This is a genomic window from Kitasatospora azatica KCTC 9699, from assembly GCF_000744785.1.
Classification (GTDB): Bacteria; Actinomycetota; Actinomycetes; order Streptomycetales; family Streptomycetaceae; genus Kitasatospora; species Kitasatospora azatica.
In genome coordinates, this window is record NZ_JQMO01000003.1 from 4,772,350 (window position 1) to 4,793,517 (window position 21,168).

Annotated in this window: 20 protein-coding genes and 1 tRNA gene; 8 read left to right on the top strand and 13 right to left on the bottom strand. The window is 70.3% G+C overall.

Annotation, left to right across the window (positions count from 1 at the left end; all coding sequences use genetic code 11):
• Positions 1 to 80 precede the first annotated feature (80 nt).
• Complete coding sequence (locus BR98_RS31895; protein WP_035850335.1) at positions 81 to 1,109, top strand: hypothetical protein; 1,029 nt, start codon at positions 81 to 83, stop codon at positions 1,107 to 1,109.
• Here the strand turns inward: BR98_RS31895 and BR98_RS31900 are convergent, their stop codons facing one another.
• Positions 1,110 to 2,087 carry a winged helix-turn-helix domain-containing protein gene (locus BR98_RS31900; protein ID WP_035850337.1) on the bottom strand — a complete coding sequence of 326 codons (978 nt, stop codon included), beginning with the start codon at positions 2,085 to 2,087 and terminating at the stop codon, positions 1,110 to 1,112.
• Positions 2,088 to 2,186: 99 nt separating this feature from the next.
• On the opposite strand from BR98_RS31900, the gene BR98_RS31905 reads away from it, so the two are divergent.
• Positions 2,187 to 3,416, top strand: coding sequence for an MFS transporter (locus tag BR98_RS31905; RefSeq protein WP_051970565.1), 1,230 nt, complete (start codon positions 2,187 to 2,189; stop codon positions 3,414 to 3,416).
• Here the strand turns inward: BR98_RS31905 and BR98_RS36775 are convergent.
• Positions 3,379 to 4,287: a hypothetical protein gene (locus BR98_RS36775; protein WP_157538012.1), complete on the bottom strand. Its 909-nt coding sequence runs from the start codon at positions 4,285 to 4,287 to the stop codon at positions 3,379 to 3,381. The two genes, BR98_RS31905 and BR98_RS36775, sit on opposite strands and share 38 nt — an antisense overlap.
• A 126-nt stretch (positions 4,288 to 4,413) precedes the next feature.
• On the opposite strand from BR98_RS36775, the gene BR98_RS31915 reads away from it, so the two are divergent.
• From BR98_RS31915 to BR98_RS31925, 3 genes are all read left to right on the top strand, one after another.
• Positions 4,414 to 5,283, top strand: a complete 870-nt coding sequence (locus BR98_RS31915; RefSeq protein WP_035850339.1) for a helix-turn-helix domain-containing protein — start codon at positions 4,414 to 4,416, stop codon at positions 5,281 to 5,283.
• A gap of 65 nt (positions 5,284 to 5,348) precedes the next feature.
• Positions 5,349 to 6,806, top strand: coding sequence for an aldehyde dehydrogenase family protein (locus tag BR98_RS31920; protein ID WP_035850341.1), 1,458 nt, complete (start codon positions 5,349 to 5,351; stop codon positions 6,804 to 6,806).
• Positions 6,807 to 6,915: 109 nt separating this feature from the next.
• On the top strand, positions 6,916 to 7,218 hold the full coding sequence (locus BR98_RS31925; protein ID WP_035850343.1) for a hypothetical protein: 303 nt from the start codon (positions 6,916 to 6,918) through the stop codon (positions 7,216 to 7,218).
• Between the two features lie 55 nt (positions 7,219 to 7,273).
• Here the strand turns inward: BR98_RS31925 and BR98_RS31930 are convergent, their stop codons facing one another.
• The 4 genes from BR98_RS31930 to BR98_RS31945 all read right to left on the bottom strand — a co-directional run bounded on the left by BR98_RS31930 (position 7,274) and on the right by BR98_RS31945 (position 12,630).
• On the bottom strand, positions 7,274 to 9,100 hold the full coding sequence (locus BR98_RS31930; protein WP_035850345.1) for a bifunctional metallophosphatase/5'-nucleotidase: 1,827 nt from the start codon (positions 9,098 to 9,100) through the stop codon (positions 7,274 to 7,276).
• A 155-nt stretch (positions 9,101 to 9,255) separates the two neighbouring features.
• Positions 9,256 to 9,897, bottom strand: coding sequence for a hypothetical protein (locus tag BR98_RS39830; protein ID WP_157538013.1), 642 nt, complete (start codon positions 9,895 to 9,897; stop codon positions 9,256 to 9,258).
• Positions 9,884 to 11,539, bottom strand: coding sequence for a VWA domain-containing protein (locus BR98_RS31940; protein ID WP_198042318.1), 1,656 nt, complete (start codon positions 11,537 to 11,539; stop codon positions 9,884 to 9,886). Before BR98_RS31940 ends, BR98_RS39830 begins: the two co-directional genes overlap by 14 nt.
• A complete protein-coding gene (locus BR98_RS31945; RefSeq protein WP_035850349.1) occupies positions 11,539 to 12,630 on the bottom strand; it encodes a hypothetical protein in 1,092 nt (363 codons plus the stop codon). The genes BR98_RS31940 and BR98_RS31945 overlap by 1 nt, the downstream gene beginning before the upstream one ends.
• Before the next feature lie 247 nt (positions 12,631 to 12,877).
• Between BR98_RS31945 and pyk the strand changes: the two genes are divergently transcribed.
• A complete protein-coding gene (gene pyk / locus BR98_RS31950) occupies positions 12,878 to 14,323 on the top strand; it encodes a pyruvate kinase (protein ID WP_267886106.1) in 1,446 nt (481 codons plus the stop codon).
• Positions 14,324 to 14,452: 129 nt separating this feature from the next.
• On the opposite strand, the gene BR98_RS42165 is transcribed toward pyk, so the two are convergent.
• Together BR98_RS42165 and BR98_RS31960 are read right to left on the bottom strand one after the other, a co-directional pair.
• On the bottom strand, positions 14,453 to 15,466 hold the full coding sequence (locus BR98_RS42165) for a glycosyltransferase family 2 protein (RefSeq protein ID WP_035854535.1): 1,014 nt from the start codon (positions 15,464 to 15,466) through the stop codon (positions 14,453 to 14,455).
• Between the two features lie 184 nt (positions 15,467 to 15,650).
• A complete protein-coding gene (locus BR98_RS31960) occupies positions 15,651 to 15,842 on the bottom strand; it encodes a hypothetical protein (RefSeq protein ID WP_157538014.1) in 192 nt (63 codons plus the stop codon).
• Between the two features lie 69 nt (positions 15,843 to 15,911).
• On the opposite strand from BR98_RS31960, the gene BR98_RS42170 reads away from it, so the two are divergent.
• Positions 15,912 to 16,289 (top strand): CGNR zinc finger domain-containing protein, encoded by a 378-nt coding sequence (locus BR98_RS42170; RefSeq protein WP_267886130.1) that lies wholly within the window; start codon positions 15,912 to 15,914, stop codon positions 16,287 to 16,289.
• A 3-nt stretch (positions 16,290 to 16,292) separates the two neighbouring features.
• Here the strand turns inward: BR98_RS42170 and BR98_RS31970 are convergent, their stop codons facing one another.
• Together BR98_RS31970 and BR98_RS31975 are read right to left on the bottom strand one after the other, a co-directional pair.
• On the bottom strand, positions 16,293 to 16,865 hold the full coding sequence (locus BR98_RS31970) for a hypothetical protein (protein ID WP_035850355.1): 573 nt from the start codon (positions 16,863 to 16,865) through the stop codon (positions 16,293 to 16,295).
• Positions 16,866 to 16,984: 119 nt separating this feature from the next.
• Positions 16,985 to 17,059, bottom strand: a tRNA-Leu gene (locus BR98_RS31975).
• 95 nt (positions 17,060 to 17,154) lie between these two features.
• Between BR98_RS31975 and BR98_RS31980 the strand changes: the two genes are divergently transcribed.
• The gene (locus tag BR98_RS31980) at positions 17,155 to 17,802 is read left to right on the top strand and encodes an ANTAR domain-containing response regulator (RefSeq protein ID WP_035850359.1); all 648 of its coding nucleotides are present in this window, start codon (positions 17,155 to 17,157) and stop codon (positions 17,800 to 17,802) included.
• Between the two features lie 73 nt (positions 17,803 to 17,875).
• Here BR98_RS31980 and BR98_RS31985 read toward each other — a convergent pair whose 3' ends face one another.
• From BR98_RS31985 to BR98_RS31995, 3 genes are read right to left on the bottom strand one after another with little or no spacing between them, the layout of a single operon-like run.
• A complete protein-coding gene (locus BR98_RS31985) occupies positions 17,876 to 18,595 on the bottom strand; it encodes an ABC transporter ATP-binding protein (RefSeq protein WP_035850363.1) in 720 nt (239 codons plus the stop codon).
• Positions 18,592 to 19,392 (bottom strand): ABC transporter ATP-binding protein, encoded by an 801-nt coding sequence (locus BR98_RS31990; RefSeq protein ID WP_051970575.1) that lies wholly within the window; start codon positions 19,390 to 19,392, stop codon positions 18,592 to 18,594. The genes BR98_RS31985 and BR98_RS31990 overlap by 4 nt, the downstream gene beginning before the upstream one ends.
• 3 nt (positions 19,393 to 19,395) lie before the next feature.
• Positions 19,396 to 21,153, bottom strand: a complete 1,758-nt coding sequence (locus BR98_RS31995; RefSeq protein WP_083977230.1) for a branched-chain amino acid ABC transporter permease — start codon at positions 21,151 to 21,153, stop codon at positions 19,396 to 19,398.
• Positions 21,154 to 21,168 lie beyond the last annotated feature (15 nt).

Sequence of the window (21,168 nt, forward strand, 5' to 3'; positions counted from 1 at the left end):
GCGCCGGCACCACGGGTACCCCCTCCAGTGCCCGCGCCTCCCGAGCAGGGGGAGACGCCGCACGGAGGGGAAGCCACCGCATGAGCAGCACCGCCGACACCACCAGACCCGTCAGACCTGCCAGACCCGGCAGGACCGCGGGTCTCGCGCTCACCGCGGCCGTCCTCACGGCCGCCCTGGCGACCGGCTGCGCCGGCCACGCCACCACGATCTCCAGCCGGCCGGCGGCGAGCAACGCGGCCCCGCCCGCCGCCACCGCCGTCACCACCGGTGCCGCCGCGAGCGGCTCCGCGTCGGCCCAGGCGAAGAGCGTCCAGATCGGCAAGTCCGTGTACTGGGGCGGGTTGCGCTTCGACGTGAAGTCCGCCGCCTACCAGCCCACCGGGGGCGGCGCGTACCAGGTGGTGCTGGACACCACCGTCACCAACACCTTCAAGACCTTCGCCGTCCGGGACTGGCCCGAGTTCGCCATCGACCTGGCCGGCACCCCGCTGCCCGGCCAGTACGGCAATGCCGTACCGCCCACCCCCGGCGCCTCGAACCCGCTGACCATCACCTTCGACGGCGCCGCGGGACCGAACCGGCCGTTCAGCTTCGACGGGGCCTCCTTCGTGCTCGGTGACGCGGCCCTCGCCCAGGCCGTGGTGCCGCTGGGCACCGGCGGCCGCGAGGCCATCTCGCTCAAGCCCGTCGACCTGGCGCTGCCGGCGGGCGCCGCGCTGACCTCGGGGCGCCTCACCCTCAACCTCAAGTCGGCCCAGCTGCGCGCCGACTTCGGCGACGGCAACGGCGTCACCACGCTCAAGCGCGGCCAGCGCGCGGTGCTGGTCGTCTTCGACATGACCGGCCGTGTCGGGGATGCCGGGATGGCCGTCGACGGCTCCTTCCTGCGGCTCAAGCTGCCCAACGGCCAGGTGGTCGGCCCGACCAGGGCGCCGATCGAGGCGCTCTACCCGGACCGCCCGACCCGGCAGGACCAGGCCGCCTGGTTCATCTTCGAGGGCGCCACCGATGGCGACTACACGCTGTCCGTCACCGACCAGCCCGCCGCCGCGGCCTCGCTGGCACTGCCGGCCACCGGGGTGAAGGACAGCGGCCCGGTGAGCTGATCACTCGTCACCGCCGACCAGGGCCTGGGCCAGCGCGGTGCGCAGGTACAGCACGGTGCGGCCGGTCCGGTGGCGCGCCACCAGGTTCGCGGCGAGCAGCACCGACAGGTGGTGCGCCACATTGGGGGCGGACTGGCCGGTGCGCAGGGCGAGTTCGGTGGTGGAGGCGGGGGCGGCGAGTTCGCTGAGGACGCGGGCGCGGCCGTGGCCCAGCAGGGCGGCCAGCGCGGACGGGGGCGCCTGGCCGCCGCGTTCCCAGAGGGTGGCGATGCCGCGCGCCGGATAGACCAGGCCGGGTTGGGCCTGGGTCTCGTCGACCTCGAAGACCGCGCCGGGCCAGACGAAGACCGAGGGGACCAGGACCAGGCCGCGCCCGGCGGCCAGCCGGTACTGAGCGCTGTGGCGGCGGCTGTCGATCCGGAGCCGGTCGTCCTGCCAGCTCACCTTGGGGTGCAGGCCCTCGAACAGGGCGGCCGGGCCGCCGGCCGCCATCCGGCGGGCGCGGTGCAGGATCTCGCCCTCGATCAGCCGCTCGATCCGCGGCCAGTGCGGTTCGACGGCGGCCCGCCAGAAGAGCAGGATCTCCTGGGCCAGCCGGGTGAGTCCGGCCGCCGGGTCCGCCTGCAGCTCCGCCACCAGCGGGGGCAACGGGCGGGGCAACCGGTCGAGTTGGGCACGGGCCAGGGCCGGATCGGTGGCGGTGAGCTCGGCGAGTTCCTCGGCCATGCCGGGGGCGGTGGCCACCGGGACGGGAGCCAGGAAGTCCGGCAGGTACCAGGCCGGCATCGGGACCAGCTGGTCGAGCAGCGCGTAGTCGACGCCGCGCAGCCGGGTGCGGCTCTCCCGTACCCAGGGCAGGTGGATCGCCCGGGCGGCGACGTCCTTGAGCACCTGGACAGCTGACACCACCTCACGCAGCCGCGAGCAGGCGAACCGGGTGGCGGCGACGTCCTGGGCGGAGAAGCGCACGCTGAGCATGTCCGCGCCTCCGGAGGATCAGCGAGCGGCTTGCTGTCCGAGGATTCGATCAGCAAGAAATCTGTGGGCAGTGACGATCATGCCGCACAGGCTCGTGCCATGGCCATATCGCTCTCCCTCGGACTGCCCCGCACCGCCGGGCAGCGCCCGCTCGTCGGCGCCCACCTGGTCGACAGCCTCGGCACCGGGCTGGTGCTCAGCTTCGTGGTGATCTACTTCGCCCGGACCACCAGCCTCGGCATCGCCACCATCGGCGCCGCCCTCACCACCGCACGCCTGCTGGCGCTGCCCACCGCGATCGTCACCGGGCGGCTGATCGACCGCTTCGGCGCCCGCGCCACCGCCGCCGCCGGCAATGCGCTCTCGGCGCTCGCCTACGCCGGATTCCTGACGGTCCATCAGGTATGGCAGATCGTGCTGGTCGGCTGGCTCGCCCAGGTGGGAGCGGTGGCGTACTGGACCAGCAGCACCGGCCTGGTGGTGCTGGCCGCGCCCGGCGGCGAGCGGACCCGGTGGTTCGCCCTGGTGCAGACGCTGCGCAACGCCGGCCTCGCGGTGGGTGCGGCGCTCGGCTCGGTGCTGGTTGGGGCCGGGGAGTTGCGGGCCGTGGTGGCGCTCAACGCCGTCAGCTACCTGGTCGCGGCGGCCCTGCTGGTGCTCTGGCGCCCGGCCGGGCCGGCGCCGCGGCAGCAGACCACCGCCCCGAGCCCGGGCAGCTACCGGGACGTCCTGCGCGACGGCCGCTACCTGCTGCTGGTCGGCATCAACCTCTGCAACGTCTTCGGCTCGCTGGTCACCAGCCTGCTGATCGCCGTCTACCTGGTCCAGTCCCTGCACCAACCGGCCTGGCTGGCGGGCTCGTTGCTGATGATGAACGGCCTGCAGGTGGTGCTCACCCAGGGCCCGGTGGCCCGGCGCCTGGAGCACCTGCGGCCGACCCGGGTGGTGGCCGCCGCCGGTGCGGTCAACGCCCTCGCCTTCGCGCTCTTCGCGCTGCTCGCGGCGGCGCCCGGCTGGGCGGTGGTGGCGGGCCTGTACGCCGCGATGTTCCTCTACAACCTCGCCGAGACGATGGCGACCCCGTTCGCCGAGGAGCTCAGCGTCGGCCTGGCCCGCCCCGACCTGCGCGGTCGCTACCTGGGTGTGTACCAGCTCTCCTGGAACACCGGCCAGGCACTGGCGCCCGGGTTGCTCACCTTGCTGCTGAGCCACGGCGCCGTCTGGCCCTGGGTGTTCCTGGCGGTGACCGCGGTGGCGGGCGTCCCGGCGCTGCTCCTGCTGGAGCGGCTGGTCACGGGGACGGGAACGAGTACACCGACGGCGGGGTGAGCAGCACCGGCCAGCGGGAGGCGGCGTCCAGCACGGCGCGGGAGCCGAGCGGTCGGCTCAGCCGGAAGTCGACCGGGTAGAAGGCCAAGTTCGCGGGGCAGGCCTCCATTGCGGACGGAACGGTGGTCCGCCCGATCAGGACGACCACCTGGTCGGTCTCGTACACCTCGCCGGGCAGTGCCTTGTGGCAGCCACCGCCGGTCACGTGGGCCTTGAGGGTCAGTCCGTCCGGCGAGATGGCGTTCCAGCCCCCGGCCTGTTCCAGGCCGGGGATCGTCGGCCCGTCGAACGGCGCGTACCACGCGATGCTCGGGCGGGCCGGTGTGGTGACCGCGGGATAGACGAACGGGGCCTGGTAGCCGTCGAGGCTGACCTCCCAGGTCGGGATCGTCGCCTTGCCCCGGCTGGTGGTCACTTCCCGGGTGCCGGCCTGGACGGCGGTGACGGTGAGCCGGCCGCACGGGCCGGGCCGGCAGCTGTGCTTCTTGGTCAGGTCGTCGAACTGCTGGGTGGCGGGGATCAGCGGCAGCTCGGTTGCCGTGCCGTCCGCCCAGCGCACCGTACCGGTGGCCGGAGCGTGCGGCAGCGCGCCGCGCAGCTCCAACTGCCCCGAGGTGAAGGCGACTTTGTCGGCGTCGTTGTGGAAGGCGTCCGGCGGGAGCCACTCGGTCGCATCGGTCAGTGGCACGTACCCGGTCCGCCACTGCTGCCCGGCCGTCGAGCCCGGCCAGGCGTCGGCCACCTCGTGGGCCCGCTTCATCAGCGTCGCGTCGTCGGCTGCCGCGTGGGCGGCGGGGTGCGGCCCGCAGCCGGCCGCGCCTGCCGTCAGGAAGCCAACCAGCAGTGCCAGGAACACTCTTGGTCTTCTCACGGGCTCTCCTGACGAACTGTCGGAACCTATCGGTCGCCTGAGCGAACTCACAGGTTCCCACCGTAGTTGTTGACGGTTCTACATGGCAGACTGCGGACCGTATCGGCGCCAGGGGAGGACAGCGCGATGAACAGCATGGGGCAGACCGGCGGCGGAGTGACCGTGCGCCGGCTGCTGTTGGGTTCCCAGCTACGCCGGTTGCGGGAGTCCCAGGGCGTGTCGCGGGAGGACGCCGGCTACGAGATCCGCGCCTCCGAGTCCAAGATCGGGCGGATGGAGCTGGGCCGGGTCAGATTCAAGGAGCGCGATGTCGCCGACCTGCTGACCCTCTACGGCGTCAGCGACGGTGCGCAGCGCGCCGAACTGCTCGGCATGGTGCGCAGTGCCAACGCGGTGCCCTGGTGGCAGGAGTACACCGACGTGGTGCCCGCCTGGTTCCAGACCTACCTCGGCTTCGAGGAGGCGGCCGGCGCCATCGCCTCCTACGACGTGCAGTTCGTGCCGGGTCTGCTGCAGACCGAGGAGTACGCCCGCGCGGTGATCCGGCTCGGCTCGCACAGCGCGCCGAGCGCCGAGATCGAGCGCCGGGTCGCGGTCCGGATGCGCCGCCAGCAGTTGCTCGCCGACGAGGCGGGACCGCGCCTGCGGGCGGTGCTCGACGAGGCCGTGCTGCGCCGTCCCTGTGGCGGACCCGAGGTGATGCGTGGTCAGCTGGCCCGACTGCTGGAGCTGGCCGACCACCCCCGGATCGAACTCCAGGTGATGCCACTGGGCTTCGACGGCCTGGCCGCCGAGAGCGGCACCTTCTCGCTGCTCTCCTTCCGCGAGCCCGACCTGGCCGAGGTGATCTACCTGGAGCAGTTCACCACCGCGCTCTACCTGGATCGGCCGCGCGAGGTCGCCGAGTACCGCGCCACGTTGGACCGGCTGCGAACCGACAGCCTCACGGTCGAACAGAGTCGCGGTCTTCTGCGGACCATGCTCCAGGAGCCGTGACATGTCAGTAGGATGATCCTCAGTCAGCTCGCGGAAGATCACGCAAGCTCGCGAAGGGGAGTCAGGTGTCCTACTTTTCGGAACTCGCCCTGCAGTTCATCGACGGCCAGTGGCGCCCCGGCAGCGGCTCCTGGGACATCGTCGACATCAACCCCTACGACGGAGAGAAGCTCGCCTCGATCACCGTCGCCACCGTCGACGAGGTCGACCAGGCCTACCGGGCGGCCGAACGGGCCCAGAAGGAGTGGGCGGCGGTCAACCCGTACGCCCGCCGACTGGTCTTCGAACGCGCGCTGCGGATCATCGAGGACCGCGAGCAGGAGATCACCGAGACCATCATCGCGGAGCTCGGCGGCACCTACCTCAAGGCCGCCTTCGAACTCGCGCTGACCAAGGACCTGCTGCGCGAGTCGATGCAGCTCGCGCTGCGCCCCGAGGGACGCATCCTGCCCTCGGCGGTGGACGGCAAGGAGAACCGCCTCTACCGGCTGCCGGTCGGCGTGGTCGGGGTGATCAGCCCCTTCAACTTCCCGCTCTTCCTCTCGATCAAGGCCGTCGCGCCGGCCCTGGCGCTCGGCAACGGCGTGGTGCTCAAGCCGCACCAGGACGCCCCGATCGTCGGCGGCACCCTGCTCGCCAAGGTCTTCGAGGACGCGGGCCTGCCCGCCGGCCTGCTCAACGTGGTGGTCACCGACATCGCCGAGATCGGCGACGCGCTGCTCGAGCACCCGGTGCCCAAGACCATCGCCTTCACCGGCTCGGACCGGGTCGGCCGGCACGTGGCCACCGTCGCCGCCTCGCACTTCAAGCGCGCGGTGCTCGAACTCGGTGGCAACAGCGCGCTGATCGTGCTGGACGACGCCGACCTCGACTACGCGGTGGACGCCGCCGTGTTCAGCCGCTTCGCGCACCAGGGCCAGGTCTGCATGGCCGCCAACCGGGTGCTGGTGGACCGCAAGGTGCTCGCCGAGTTCACCGAGAAGTTCGTCGCCAAGATCGCCTCGCTCAAGGTCGGCGACCCCAAGGACCCCAGCACCCAGATCGGCCCGCTGATCAACAGCACCCAGGCCGACTCGATCACCGCCCAGGTCGACCAGGCCGTCGCTGCCGGCGCCCGGGTGCTGCTGCGCGGCAACACGGTCGGCACCCTGATGGACCCGGTGGTGCTCACCGACCTGCCCGCGGACTCGCCGGTGCTGCGCCGCGAGCTGTTCGGCCCGGTGGTGCTGCTGGTGCCGTTCGACGGCGAGGACGAGGCGGTGGCGCTCGCCAACGACACCCCGTTCGGCCTCAGCGGCGCCGTGCACAGCGGCTCGATCGAGCGCGGGGTGCAGGTGGCCCAGCGGATCGAGACCGGCATGATCCACGTCAACGACGGGACCATCCACGACGAGCCGATCGTGCCCTTCGGCGGCGAGAAGAACTCCGGTGTCGGGCGACTGAACGGCGAGTCGACGGTGGAGGCGTTCACCACGGTGAAGTGGATCTCGATCCAGCACGGGCGCAGCCGCTTCCCGTTCTGAGTGCTCGGGCGTTCTGAGTGCTCGGGCGTTCTGGGTGCCCGGAACAGAGGGTGAAACCGGTCAGAACTGGACATACCATCGCAGAGGGATCGTCGATGGGAGGCCACTGATGACCAAGCGACCGACGGGCAGTACGAGCAAGCTCCGCCGCGGCACCCAGGACCTGCTGGAGCGCCGCGGCATGATGACCGGGCTGGGCGCCAAGCCACGCCCGATCGGACCGGTGCTGCACACCGACCTGTCCGGCGGCACGAAGTCGGCCGGATACGGAGCGTACGCGGCACTCTCCGGTGAGGGCCCCTTCGCGCACCGCAAGGCTCCCGAGGAACGGGCGCACACCGGCGCGACGGCGGCCCACCCCGAACTCAAGGGCCACCGCCACCGCGGCGCCGAGAAGCACTCCGCGCACTGAACGCACGACTCGGCCCCCGCACCCCTGGACGGGTGCGGGGGCCGAGTGCTGCCTGCTAGAAGACCGGCACGCCCGCGCGCACCAGGCGCCAGGAAACCGCCGCGAAGTCGGCCGGGTCGATGACACCCTTGGCCTTCACCCAGGCGATCATCGAGTTGCGGATCTCGTCCGAGTTCGTCCACACCTGCTTGGCCGTCGCCACGTGCGGGAAGTTGCCGCCGCCGTTGGCCCGGTAGTTGTTGACCGCCAGCACGAACTGCGCCGCCGGGTCGACCGGCTTGCCCGCGTACGACAGGTTGACGATCCGCGAGCCCACCGGCTGCGCGATGTCGATGTCGTAGCTCACCCCGTACACCGAGTCGAAGTTGTAGTCCGGGGTGTTCTGCTGGTTGGTCAGGGTGTCCGGGTTGATCGCCGCACCCGGGGCCACCTGGGCGAAGTACTTCATCGAGTACTCCAGGTAGTCCTTGATCTGAGCACCCGTCAGGATCCGGGCCTCCAGGGTGTTCTCGTAGATGTACAGGCCCGCCACGTCGCGCAGCTTGAGCGTGCCAGCCGGGATGTCCGCGGTCCGGTTGAACGGCGCCGCCTGGGCCACCACCGGCAGGTTGGCGTAACTGGTGCCCGCCAGCGCCGCCTTGACGGTGTCCTGCTGCACCTTGCCGATCAGGTCGATGATCGCGACGTCCTTGAACCGCGCGTCCGCGATCGACAGGTCCACCTTGCTCGACCCGATCACCTGGTTGACGTAGGCGACGACCTTCTCGTGCTGCGCCTTCAGCAGCGAGACGATCTCCGGGTCCTCGTCCACCGTGTTGGAGTTGAGCACCTGGGAGCTGAGCGAGGAGACCGTCCAGGCGCCCTTGTCGAACTCCACCTCGAAGTCGAACCGGGTCAGCCGCTGGCCCCAGCAGAGCGGCTCGGAGAGCACCACGTTCTTGCCGGTCGCCTTGTTGACGATCAGCCGCTGCGCCACCTCCTTGTGGGTGTGGCCGACCAGCACCGCGTCGATGCCCGGCACGTCGGCGGCCATCTCGCCGGAGGCGTCCTCGGGGTAGGGCAGCTGGTCGCCGTAGGAGGACGGCTCGTCGATGCCCGAGTGCGCGGAGACCACGACGATGTCGGCGCCGGCCGCCTTCATCTTCGGCACGTAGACCTTGGCCATCTCGACGATGCCGGAGAAGGTCATCCGGCCCTGCACGTTGGCCTTGTCCCAGATCGCGATACCCGGGTTGGTCAGGCCCAGGATGCCGACCTTCAGCGGCCGGCCGCCGCCCAGGTGCAGGGTCTTGATCACGTACGGCGGGAAGGCGGGCTTCTCGTTCTTGGCGTGCAGGGCGTTGGCGCCCAGCAGCGGGAAGTCCAGCTGCTCCTCGAAGGCGCGCACGGTCGGGATGCCGTAGTTGAACTCGTGGTTGCCGAGCGCGGCCGCGTCGTAGCCCATGTTGTTCATGGCGGTGGCCATCGGGTGCTCGGGGACCTCGTCGGCGTCGCTGGCGATCGGCTCGACCCGGGCGAAGTAGTAGCTCAGCTGGGTGCCCTGGATGATGTCACCCGCGTCGATCAGCAGGGTGCGGTCCCAGCCCACCTCGTCGCGCACCTGGTTGGCCAGGGTGGAGATCTTGGCCAGGCCGACCGCGTTCTTCTGCTTGTCGGCGTAGACGGCGTCGGTGAAGTAGTCCCAGTTGACGGCGTGCCCGTGCAGGTCGGTGGTGCCCATCACGGTGAACTTCGCCTTGTGCGGGTGGTTCTGGCGGTTCTGCGGCTCGACCTCTGCAGCGGCCGCGGGGTCGCCGGCGGCCACCGCGAGACCTCCCACCATGGCGGCGCCGGCCGCGGTCGCGGCGGACCGGGTGACGAAGTCGCGGCGGTTCAGGGGCATGGGTCACTCCAGATGGTCGAACGGAAGCGGGTGCGACGCGCGTAGAGATACGCGCGTAGAAGTTTGCCGTGTGCAGGCCGCCCAGGGATAGACCCCGGACGTTACCGGCAAGTGAGGAGTTGTTGACGAGGCGGTGCCGGGCGGGGCGGGTGAGGTCAGTGGGACGGGAGCTGTGCGAGCAGCCGGGTGGCCCGGGTGACGAACTCGGGGGTGGGCTCGGCGCCCTGCGGCTCGATGCGCCACCAGCACAGGGCCCGCTCGTACCAGTCCAACTGGGCCGGGACCAGCTCATGGACCCACCCGGTCGGATCGGCCGGGCCGCCGGCTTCCAGCAGATCCGCCGCCGCGTCGAGCAGCAGCCCGGCGTGGTCAGCCGCGGGGGCGGGCCAGGCCGCCAGCGCCAGGTGCTCCCGCTGGAGGGCGAGTTCGGCGCGGAGGGTGGCGCGTCGGCGGGCCGACAGGCCTCGCGAGGGCTCGGCTTGGGGGTCGGGTTCAGGTTGGGGGTCGGGTTCGGCGGGAGGCGGAGGGCCGGGGAGCGGCTCGGGCTGGGCCGCGGCCTCGGGCGGGGGCTGGGACTCGGTCTGGGCCGCGGCCTGGGGATCGCTCGGGCCGAAGGTCACCCCCAGCACCGCCCCCGCCGCGTACAGCCCCGCCACCACCGCAACCGACCACAGGCCCGCCCCCGCGACCAGCGCGGCCACCAGCCCGACCAGCGCGCCCCCACTGCCCAGGTAGTGCGGCAGGCTGCCGAACCAGGCGGCCACGCCCGAATTCTGCTCCGGCCTACTGGTAGCCACGGATCTCCTCGAAGACTCCGGTCAGCGAGCCCGTCCCGTCGAAGAGCTTGCCCCCGGTGGTGTCCGCGATGCCCTGCAGTTGCTGCTTGGCGCCCTCGCCGAACAGGATCGGGAAGACCGGCACCGCCTGCCCGGACGGCGGCAGCGCCTTGTAGAAGGCCGCGAAGTCCTGCGCGCTGGCACCCAGGTTGCTCTCGCCGTCGGTCATCAGCACGATCGAGGTGAACCGGTCGTCCTTGGCGGCCGCCTGCTGCTTGGCCACCTCCTGGTACGCCGCCTCCAGCGTGCTGTAGATCGCCGTGCCGCCGTCCGCGGCCAGGCTCTGCACGTCCGCGTTGATCGCGGCCAGCTCGGCTTCCGGTGCGGTGGCCGGGACTTGGTGCGTGCGCTGCCACTTCACCACGTCCGCGAACGACATCAGGGTGACCTCCTCACGGTCCCGGAAGCGGTTCACCGCGCGGGTGTCACTGGCCCCCGTGAGGATCCCCAGCGCCTGCTTGAGCGAGGTCAGCCGGTCGCCCTCCATCGACCCCGAGGTGTCCAGCACGTACACCGTCCGGGACGGCCGGCGCAGCTCGTTCTGGTAGGCCGCCAGCAGCGCGTCGGCCACCGACCGGCTGCCGGGGAACGGCAGTTCGGGCCGTCGGTCGGCGCCGAGGCCGGGCCCGGGGGTGACCCCGGCGACCACGGGGCGGCGCTCGGTGGTGTCGGAGATCCTGCGCTGCACGTCCTCGCGCAGCAGGTAGGCGCTCAGCCGGTTGAACGCGTCCTTGGCCGGCGCGGCGGCCGAACTGAGCAGGGTGAGCGGGTAGTCGGCGGAGACCACGCCGTCGGTCGGGCGCAGCACGGTGAGTTGGGCATCGCCCGGCAGCGTCCGGTTGAGCGAGAGCAGCACCGACTCGTAGTTGACCAGCGCCCCCACCGACTGCCCCGAACCGCCCTGCGCGGTGCGCTGGTAGGCCTGCGCCAGCCAACCGGAGGAGCCGGAGGTCAGCTTCTGGCCGCTGAAGAAGGTCCGCAGCGCGGGCGAGGCCTTCGCCACATCGGCCTCGGTGAGCGCGGCCTGCGCGCCGGAGAACGCCGAGGCGAGCCCGATCAGCGCGGAGAGACCGGAGTTGGAACGCGACGGGTCGGACATCCCGAAGCTCAGCTTGCCCTGGTTGACCGCGTCGCCGACCTGCGCCCAGCTCACCTTCGCCGGATCCCAGTGCAGGTCCGCCAGCACCGAGGAACGCACCCCCAGCGCCACCGGCGACACCATCACCGGCGTCTCCGAGAGCAACTTGCCGCCGGCCGCCTGGTCCAGCCGCAGATACCGGTTGGACGGGAACCAGAGCGCGTCGTACGCCCCGTCGGCCTTGCCCGAGCTGACCGTGTCGGCGCCGTCCAGCGTGCCGGTGTAGGTGAACTGGACGGTGACCCCGGTGGCCTTCTTGGCCTCGTCCAACACCGGCTGCATGTCCTGGAGTTCACTTCCCGCGAGGACCCGCAGGGTGGTGGCGGCGCCGGAGGCGGGCGCACTCTGGGCGGCGGCGCCGGGGGAGGACGGGGCGGCGGGCGCGGGCTTGGGGGAGGAGGTGCAGGCGGTGGCGGCGGCGAGCAGCAGGGTGAGGGCGGCGCGGCGAATGGTGCGGGCGCTCATCAGTTGGTCCGTCCAGTCATGGCGACATTGATCAGTTCCCGCAGGTTGTCGGTGGACGGCGGTACGGCCTGGGCCACCTTCAACTGGGTCACGTCCGCGACGAACCGCTTCTCGGTGCCGCCCATCGCCTTCCCGAAGGCCGCCGGGTCGCCGGACGGCCGGAAGCCGAACTGGGCCTCCAGGGTGGTCAGCGTCGGGTCCTCCTGCAGAGCCTGGGAGAACGACTTCGCCGAGTCCGTCAACTCGACGATCGTGTGGTCACTCTGGATACCGGTATCCGGGTAGAGCACCATGACATCGCTGGGCAGCTTGCCGTTCCTGGCCCGCTCGGCGGCCTCCGACTCGTAGGTCCAGATCAGCGGGTTGCCCACACCCGCGATGAAGTCCTTGAAGAGCTGATCACTACTGGCGTGCTGCGAACCCTGACGGGCCATCAGATCGTGCAGTTCCGCTCCAACCCGGTCGGCATCGGCCGTCGTCGAAACCACCTGGTTCTTGTTGCGGAGGTAGGCCATGGTCGCCAGATAGAGCGCGGCGGAGGAGGAGGTCTGCGGGTTCGTGGTGGAGACGAAGATCTGGCCGCGCAGCGCGGGGTGCTTCTGGTCGCCCGTGTCCAGGCCTTGCCAGGTCTGGGTGCCGGTGGCCAGGTCCAGGTAGTAACTGGTCTTGAAAGTCAAGATGCCGTTGGAGTCGGAGGCGAGACCGACCTGCTTCATCAGGTCGACCGCGTCCGAGCGGGCGAGCACCACCAGTGGCGAGTAGAACGGTCGGGCCGGCACAGTGGTGATCTTGGTCTTGATGGCGGCGGCCGCCACCGAGCTGGCAGGGAAGGCGAAGTCGTAGCTGCCGTTCTCCGTGTCCGTGGCCATCTGCCAGGAGCCGGCGTGATCCACATGGACCGTGAGCCCCTTGGCGGTCAGTGCCCGCTGGACGTCCCGGTTGTCGAAGAAATCGCTCTTCTCCGAGCCGATCAGCCCGCGCAGGGTGATCGAGGTGTCCTTTCCGGGCGGTCTGCAGCAGTTCTGCTCGATGATCACCGCCACCCCCGCTACCAACCCCAGCGCCACCACAACTCCCACCAGGCGCTTCATCAACGCACCATCCCCCGCCGCGTGCGATTCGTCATCGGATCCAGAGCCTCCCGCCGGGCGCCGAGCGGGACCCGACCCCCCGGTGAACCAGGGGTGAACAGGCTTTCACGGATCGGCATCAGCTGAAGGTCCGTTCGGTCAACTGGGCAGTCGTGCAGGCGCTGTCAGCTTGCGTCAGAGAGTTCAACGAAGCTTCCGGTACTGGTCACATGACTGTCCGTCGGAACGTCGTTGTTACGCACGGGTAATGCATACGCTCGGAGTTATGCGCCGAGCAAAAATCGTCTGTACTCTCGGGCCCGCCGCCGACTCGTACGACCAGATCAAGGCCCTGGTCGACGCCGGCATGGACATCGCCCGATTCAACCTGAGCCACGGCTCCCACGCCGAGCACGAGGAACGGTACCGCCGCGTCCGCAAGGCCGCCGACGAGACCGGTCGCAGTGTCGGCGTCCTGGTCGACCTTCAAGGTCCGAAGATTCGCCTGGACACTTTCGCCGAGGGGCCGGTACTCCTCGAACGCGGCGACGAGTTCACCATCACGGTGGAGGACGTCCCCGGCGACCGGGAGATCTGCGGCACCACCTACAAGGGCCTCGCGGGCGACGTCTCGCGCGGCGAGCGGATCCTGGTCGACGACGGCCGGGTCTGCCTGGAAGTCACGCAGGTGGACGGGCCGCGGGTCCGCTGCATCGTCATCGAAGGGGGCCTGGTCTCCGACCACAAGGGCCTCAACCTGCCCGGAGTCGCCGTCTCGGTGCCCGCGCTCAGCGACAAGGACGTCGCTGACCTGCGTTGGGCGCTGCGGATCGGCGCCGACCTGATCGCGCTCTCGTTCGTCCGCAGCGGCAAGGACATCGAGGACGTGCACACCGTGATGGCCGAGGAGGGACGTTTCCTCCCGGTGATCGCCAAGGTGGAGAAGCCGCAGGCGGTGGAGGCTCTGGACTCCATCGTCGACGCGTTCGACGGCATCATGGTCGCCCGCGGCGACCTGGGCGTCGAAATGCCGCTGGAGCAGGTGCCGTTGGTCCAGAAGCGGGCGATCAAGCTGGCCAAGCGCAACGCCAAGCCGGTGATCGTGGCCACCCAGATGCTCGACTCGATGATCAACGCCTCCCGGCCGACCCGCGCCGAGGCCTCCGACGTGGCCAACGCCGTGCTGGACGGCACCGACGCGGTGATGCTCTCCGGCGAGACCTCGGTCGGCAAGTACCCGGTCGAGACCGTCAAGACCATGGGCCGGATCATCGAGGCGGTGGAGGCCGAGGTGCTGGACGCCGGACTGCCGCCGCTGACCATCCGCAACAAGCCGCGCACCCAGGGCGGCGCGGTGGCCCGCGCGGCCGCCGAGATCGGCGACTTCCTCAACGCGAAGTACCTGATCGCCTTCACCCAGTCCGGCGACACCGCCCGGCGGCTGACCCGCTACCGCTCGCCCATCCCGGTGCTCGCCTTCACCTACGAGCAGGCCGTGCGCAGCCAACTGTCGCTCACCTGGGGCGTGGAGACCTTCCTCGGCCCGTTCGTGCCGACCACCGACGAGATGGTCGCCCAGGTGGACGCGCAGCTGCTCAGCCTCGGCCGGTGCGAGCGCGGCGACATCGTGATCATCACCGCCGGCTCGCCCCCCGGCCTCGCCGGGTCCACCAACCTGGTGCGGGTGCACCACGTCGGGGAGTTGGACAACTGACCTACGGGGAGTTGGACAACTGACCCACGCGCACGCGGCCGACGCCCGCCCCGCAACCGGGGCGGGCGTCGGCCGCTTGTAAGGGCACGAGAGGTGACGGGTGACCCTTGGCCGTTGCTCGGGGCCCCGTCAGGAGGAGGCCCGACCGGTCACCGCCGTCCGCGCGATCTGGGTCAGCTTCGCCACCTCGAACGCGCTGTACGCGCCGCCCGCGAGCAGCGAGAACTTCACGCCCTCACGCCCGGCCGGGCGGCGGAAACCCTCCGGCAGCCGCCGCCGGTAGTGCTCGGCCGCCCGGTGGAAGAACTGCGGACGCTCAGCCCGACTGACACAGCCCGCCAGATCCAGCACGAACAAGTAGTGCCGGATCATCCGCCCGAACAGGAAAGGCCGCGCCGCCTCCGGCCCGCCCATCGCGGCCAGCAGCTCGAAACTGCGCTCGTACTGGTCGAACAGGTCGAACTCGCTGTCGCCCGGCGAACCGGCCGGATGCACCGTCTGCCGCCGCCGCAACTGCACCAACTCCTGGTTCAGCACCGCGATCCGCCGCGCCGCCAGCAGCGCCTGGTGAACCAGCGGCACCTCCTCGTACCGCCCGTCCGGGAACGCCAGCTCGGCGCTCGACCAGAGCCGACGACTGATCAACCGGTCCCAGGCCAGCGCCGGCGCCCCGAACAACTCCGGATGCTCCGACGGTCCGAACACCGCCGACCCCGCCTGCGCCAGCAACGCCTCCGCGGCCCCCGCCCACACCCGACCCGCATGCAGCCGGGTGTGCCCGAAGAGCAGCAACTCGGGCCGCTCGGCCTCGTCGAAGTCCCGCAACCGGTCCAGGATCGCCAGGAACGCACCAGGGGTGAGCAGGTGGTCGCTGTCCAGGAAGAGCAAGTACTGCCCGGTGGCCCGCGCCGCCCCCGCGTTCCGCGCCCGCCCGACCCCCACCGAGGCGTTCAACCGCAACACCGACACCCGCGGATCCGCAGCCGCCTGCGGGATCTCCGCCGGACAGTCCGGCGACTGATCCGCGACCACGATCACCTCGAAACCCCCGAACGACTGGTCGAGGATCGACTCCAGGCAGTCGGAGAGCTGTCTGTGCTGGTCATAGGCGGGAACGATGACGGAAATGAGCGGCTGCGGCATGAGGCCAGAAGGTAGGTCTCGGTCAGGGCCATGGCAAGCGGCGCAGACGGACAATCCAGGCAAAGCAGTTGGAACTCCCCGGAGTGCTCACGCTCTCCTCACCTGACATCCCGATCTCCCACCACGGCGGCCGCCACGGGCCAGGCGGGCGCGCAGCACGGCCACGCCCTGACCGGCCGCGACCTCACCGCACGGCCGCCGGCAACTCGCGCAGCCGGCTGACCGGCGACAGCGCCAGCGGCACCAGCATCAGCGCCGAACCGGCGGCCACCGCGATGAGCGCCGCGCGCGGGCCGACCGCGTCGCCCAGCACGCCGCCGAGCAGGCCGCCCAGCGATCCGCCACCGAACAGCACGGTGCGGAAAGCAGCGTTCATCCGGCCCATCAGAGCGGGCGGGGTAACGGTCTGGCGCAGGCTCAGGACCACCACGTTGGAGACGCCCCCCTGCGGGGCGCACTACGCGCGCTGCTGACGGCGACCGTCGAAGGAGCCGCCGCTGCGCCCGAGGACCTCACGGTGCTCAACGCGGCGTCCGCAGCCGCGCCCGGATGGGTGGAACTGACGGCCGATGTGGCACCGGTCGAGCACTGCACGGTGACGGGCCAGGAAGCGCGGCTCGCGGCCATCGCGCGCGACGCGATCTCCCTGCTGGCCGGGCCGCGAAGGGCGCAACTGCGGGCCTGCCAGGGCCCAGGGTGCATCCAGTTCTTCGTGAAGGACCACCCCAGGCGCGAATGGTGCTCGGCCGGCTGTGGGAACCGGGCCCGGGCAGCCCGGCACTACCGGCGAGTGCGGGACGGGGCGGGGGAGGGGGAGGGGTAGCGGTTAGTGCTTGGGGCCGATGTGGCGGTCGAGCAGGGCGACGCAGTCGCGGCGGGCGATGGAGATGTTGGTAACGCCGTTTGTGCGTCGCACGGATTTCCAGCTCACTCCGACTGAGTCAAGCGCGCGGGTGAAGATGCCGATGATGTCGGTGGACGTGTTGGTGAGGAAGGAGCGGGGGTACTCGTAGCGCTTGGCCGTGCCGTTGACGGTGCGCGTGCTTCGGGTGCCCGCACCGGGCACCGCGCGCATGGCCTGCGCACAGAGCTCGATGAGCCCGGGCCAGGCATTGCCGCACGCGATGCGCAGCGCGTAGACGGACTTGCGGCCCTCGCTGAGACAGCCGTCGCCCAGGTAGAGGCCGAGCAGGTAGCTGTAGTCCGCAGACGGCCGGTCGGCGGCGAGGCCGCTGGGTGTCAGGGGGCACTCGGCGGTCATGCGGGGGCTGGGGGTGGCGCCGAGGGCCCACTCGCGGATCGAGAAGCGGGAGATTCCAGCGGCCCGGCTGACTTCGCTGAAGGTGAGGCCCGAGCGGTGGAGGGCTATCGCGCGGGCTCGGGTTGCCTGGTCGTACATGCGACGAAAATTCGCAGAGAAACGGCCGACCGGCAGTGGGGATTGAGAGGAATCACCCGTACGTGCGATGGTCGACAGCCGTTGGGTCAGTACAGGCTGCCTTCGAAATGAAGGAAAAGTGCCCCGAGTGGGACTCGAACCCACACTGTAAGGTGTTTGAGACCTTCGCCTGCTGCCAATTGGGCTATCGGGGCCTAGCAATCGAAGGTGGACTCCCCTCCGAGTTAACTCAAACATACAGGGTCTGGGTACTCTCGTGCATGCAGCCCCCGCCGGAACGAGGAGTCACGTGAGCACCGCCGACGAGCAGCCCCAGGCGCTTGAGACCGACTCGCCCCAGATCACCCGAATTGTCATCGCCGAGGACGAGGCCCTGATTCGGCTCGACCTGAAGGAGATGCTCGAGGAGGAGGGCTACACCGTGGTCGGTGAGGCCGGGGACGGGGAGACGGCGGTGAGGTTGGTGGAGGAGCTGAAGCCCGATCTGGCGATCCTCGACGTCAAGATGCCGATCCTGGACGGGCTCTCCGCGGCTGAGCGGATCCATGAGGCGCACCTGGCGCCGGTGCTGATGCTGACCGCGTTCTCGCAGCGGGAGCTGGTGGACCGGGCGCGGGACGCGGGCGCGATGGCGTACATCGTGAAGCCGTTCTCGAAGAGCGACCTGGTGCCGGCGATCGAGATGGCGGTGTCGCGGTACACGGAGATGCGGACGCTGGAGGAGGAGATCGCGGATCTCACCCAGCGGCTGGAGACGCGCAAGCTGGTGGACCGGGCGAAGAGCGTGCTGCAGACGAAGTTCGGGCTCACCGAGCCTGCCGCGTTCCGCTGGATCCAGAAGACCTCGATGGACCGTCGGATGACGATGGCGGCCGTTGCGGAGGCTGTGATCGAGGAGGGCGAGGCGCAGGACCGCAAGAAGGCCGAGGACCAGTAGGTAGCAGGCAGGACAGCGCAGAGGGCCGGTCACGCGGATGCGTGACCGGCCCTCTTGCGTTCTGCGAAGGCCCTCAGTCCTCGCCGAGGTAGGACTTGCGGACCGACTCGTCCTGCAGCAGCTCGGCGCCGGTGCCCGTCAGCACGATGCTGCCGGTCTGCATGACGTATCCGCGGTCGGAGAGCGAGAGCGCGGCCTGGGCGTTCTGCTCGACGAGCAGGATGGTGGTCCCGGCGGCCTTGAGTTCCACGATGGTCGCCATGATCTTCTGCATCATGATCGGCGAGAGTCCCATGGAGGGCTCGTCGAGCATCAGCAGTTTCGGACGGGACATCAGGGCCCTGCCCATGGCGAGCATCTGCTGTTCGCCGCCGGACAGGGTGCCGGCGGCCTGCTTGCGGCGTTCGCCGAGGATCGGGAAGAGCGTGTAGGCGCGTTCGATGTCCTCGGTGATGCCGGGGGTGTCGCGGCGCAGGAAGGCGCCGAGGAGGAGGTTCTCCTCGATGGTCATGCGCGGGAAGATGTGCCGGCCCTCGGGGGAGTGGGCCAGGCCGAGCGAGACGATCTTGTGTGCGGGGACGGTGGCCAGCGGCTGGCCGTCGAAGGTGATGGTGCCGTGGGTGGGGCGCAGCAGTCCGGAGAGGGTGCGCAGGGTGGTGGTCTTGCCGGCGCCGTTGGTGCCGATGAGGGTGGTGACTTCGCCGGCTGCGACGGTGAAGCTGATGCCCTTGACGGCTTCGATCTTGCCGTAGGCGACGCGGAGGTCCTGGACTTCGAGGAGTGCGGTGGTCATTCGGACGTCTCCGTGGGCTGCTCAAGGGGGGTGCCGAGGTAGGCGGTGATGACGCGTTCGTCGTTCTGGACGGTCTCCCGGTCTCCCTCGACGATCTTCTGGCCCTGGACCAGGACGGCGGTGCGGTCGCACAGGTTGAAGATGAACCGCATGTCGTGCTCGATGACCAGGATGGCGATGCCGCGGTCGCGGATGGCGAAGACGAGTTCCTCGGCGGCCCGGGTCTCCTGGGGGTTCATGCCGGCGGTGGGTTCGTCGAGCAGCAGGAGTCCGGGTTCGCTGGCCAGGGCGCGGGCGATCTCGAGCTTGCGCTGTTCGCCGTAGGGGAGGTTGCGGGCCAGGTGCTCGGCCTTGTCGGCGAGGCCGGTGAACTCGAGGAGTTCCATGGCCTTCTGGCGGCTCTCGGCTTCGGCGCGCCGGTAGCCGGGGCCGCGGACCAGGGCGGACAGCAGGCCTTCCTTGGTGCGGCTGTGCCGGCCGACCAGGACGTTCTCCAGGACGGTCATGTTGGCGAAGAGCCGGATGTTCTGGAAGGTGCGGGCGATGCCGGCCTGGGTGACCAGGTGGGGTTTGGGCGGAAGGATCTTGTCGCGGTAGCTGACGGTGCCTTCGGTGGGGACGTAGAGGCCGGTGAGGCAGTTGAAGAAGGTGGTCTTGCCGGCGCCGTTGGGGCCGATCAGGCCGATGATCTCGCCTTCACTGACCGTCAGGTCGACGTTGTTGACGGCGGTGAGGCCGCCGAAGCGCATGGTGACGCCGCGAACGTCCAGCAGGGGGGCCGCAGTTGTGGTGCTCATGGGTCACGCCCCTGCCTTGCTGAGGTTGGTCGCGTCGGCGGAGTCGCCCTGCGCGGGGATGTCGGCCTCGTGGAACTCGAGTTGGCGGCGCCGGTTGGCGACGATGCCCTCGGGGCGGAAGCGCATCAGCAGGATCAGGGCGACGCCGAAGGCGAGGAGTTGGTAGTTCTTGAGGAAGGTGAGCTTCTCGGGGAGCAGGTAGAGCAGCGAGGCGCCGAGCAGCGGGCCGCTGACGGTGCCCATGCCGCCGAGGACGACGGCGGCGAGCAGGAAGGCGGAGTTGGGTGCGGTGGAGCCGGCGAAGACGTAGGGGGTCGGCACCACGTTGTAGGTGACGTGGGCGCTGACGGTGCCGGCCAGGCCGGCCAGTGCGGCGCCGAGGGCGAAGGCGGTGAGCTTGGTGCGGAAGCCGTTGATGCCCATGGCTTCGGCGGCGGTCTCGTCCTCGCGGATGGCGATCCAGGCGCGGCCGATGCGGGAGTTGCTGGCCCGGCTGAAGACGGCGACCACGATCAGGGTGACGATCAGCATCAGGAAGAAGTAGTTGGCGAAGCGCCCGATGGTGAAGGAGCCGATCTGGTGGGCGTCGCCGAGGTTGAGGCCGAAGAAGCTGATGTCGGGGATCTGGGCGATGCCGTCGGGGCCGTTGGTGACCTTCGGTCCGGAGGCGCCGTCGAGGTTGTTCACCACGATGTGGAAGATCTCACCGAAGCCGATGGTGACGATGGCCAGGTAGTCGCCGCGCAGCCGCAGGGTGGGTGCGCCGATCAGCACGCCGAACACGACCGAGACCGCGGCGCCGATCAGGGCGGCGGCGAGGAAGGGGACGTGGGCGTCGCGGTAGGGGGAGAACTGGGAGCCGGAGATCAGGGCGGCGGTGTAGGCGCCGACGCCGAGGAAGGCGACGTAGCCGAGGTCGAGCAGGCCGGTGAGGCCGACGACGATGTTGAGGCCGAGGGCGACGGTGGCGAAGATCAGGATGTTGACGCCGAGGTTGGCGAACTGGTCGTTGCTCTGGGTGAGCGGGAAGAGTGCGGCGGCGATGAAGGCGGCGGACATCGCGTACGGGCGTCGGCGGGTGAGCAGCGCGGAGGCGCGCTCGAAGAGGCCGGACTTCAGGTAGGCGGCGGCGCTGAACGCGATGACGATCAGGAAGCCTGCGAAGAGTTCGCCGTACGGGGTCTCGATGCCGTAGGTGAAGATGCCGAGGCCGGCTGCGGCGATGGCGGCGATGACGATCAGGTCCTGCCAGAGCGCGGTGGCCGCGGGCTTGGTGGCCGGGTGGCGGTCGGCGGGCAGGGCCAGGGTGCCGTAGAGCGCGGGCAGCACGGCGATGCCGGCGATCCAGCCGCCGACGGTGAGGTTGGCGAGGCCGCCGAGTTCGTAGCTGATCGCGCCGAGGGTGAACCAGGTGACGGCGAAGGCGCTGACGGCGAGCCAGCGCAGTGGCTGGGTGTGGCCGGTGGGAGCCAGCCAGCCGAGGCCGCGCAGTCCGTAGGCGGCGAGCGTCTGCAGGAGCAGCAGCAGGCCGGCGGTGAGGGTGAGCAGTTGGAGGCCGGCGGGGTAGCCGACGACGGTGAGGTCACCGGGGAAGTCGGAGGTCCAGGTCCAGGAGAGGAAGACCGAGACGATGGTGAGGACGGCTCCGGCGGCGGTGATCGCGCGGGCGGTGGCGGTGGGGATGCTTCCTTCGAGTGTTTCGAGGAGCTCGCCGACCTGCTTGCGCACCCGGGCGGTGATGATGGGGACGGTGATGGTCATCTCTGGGTCTCCTTC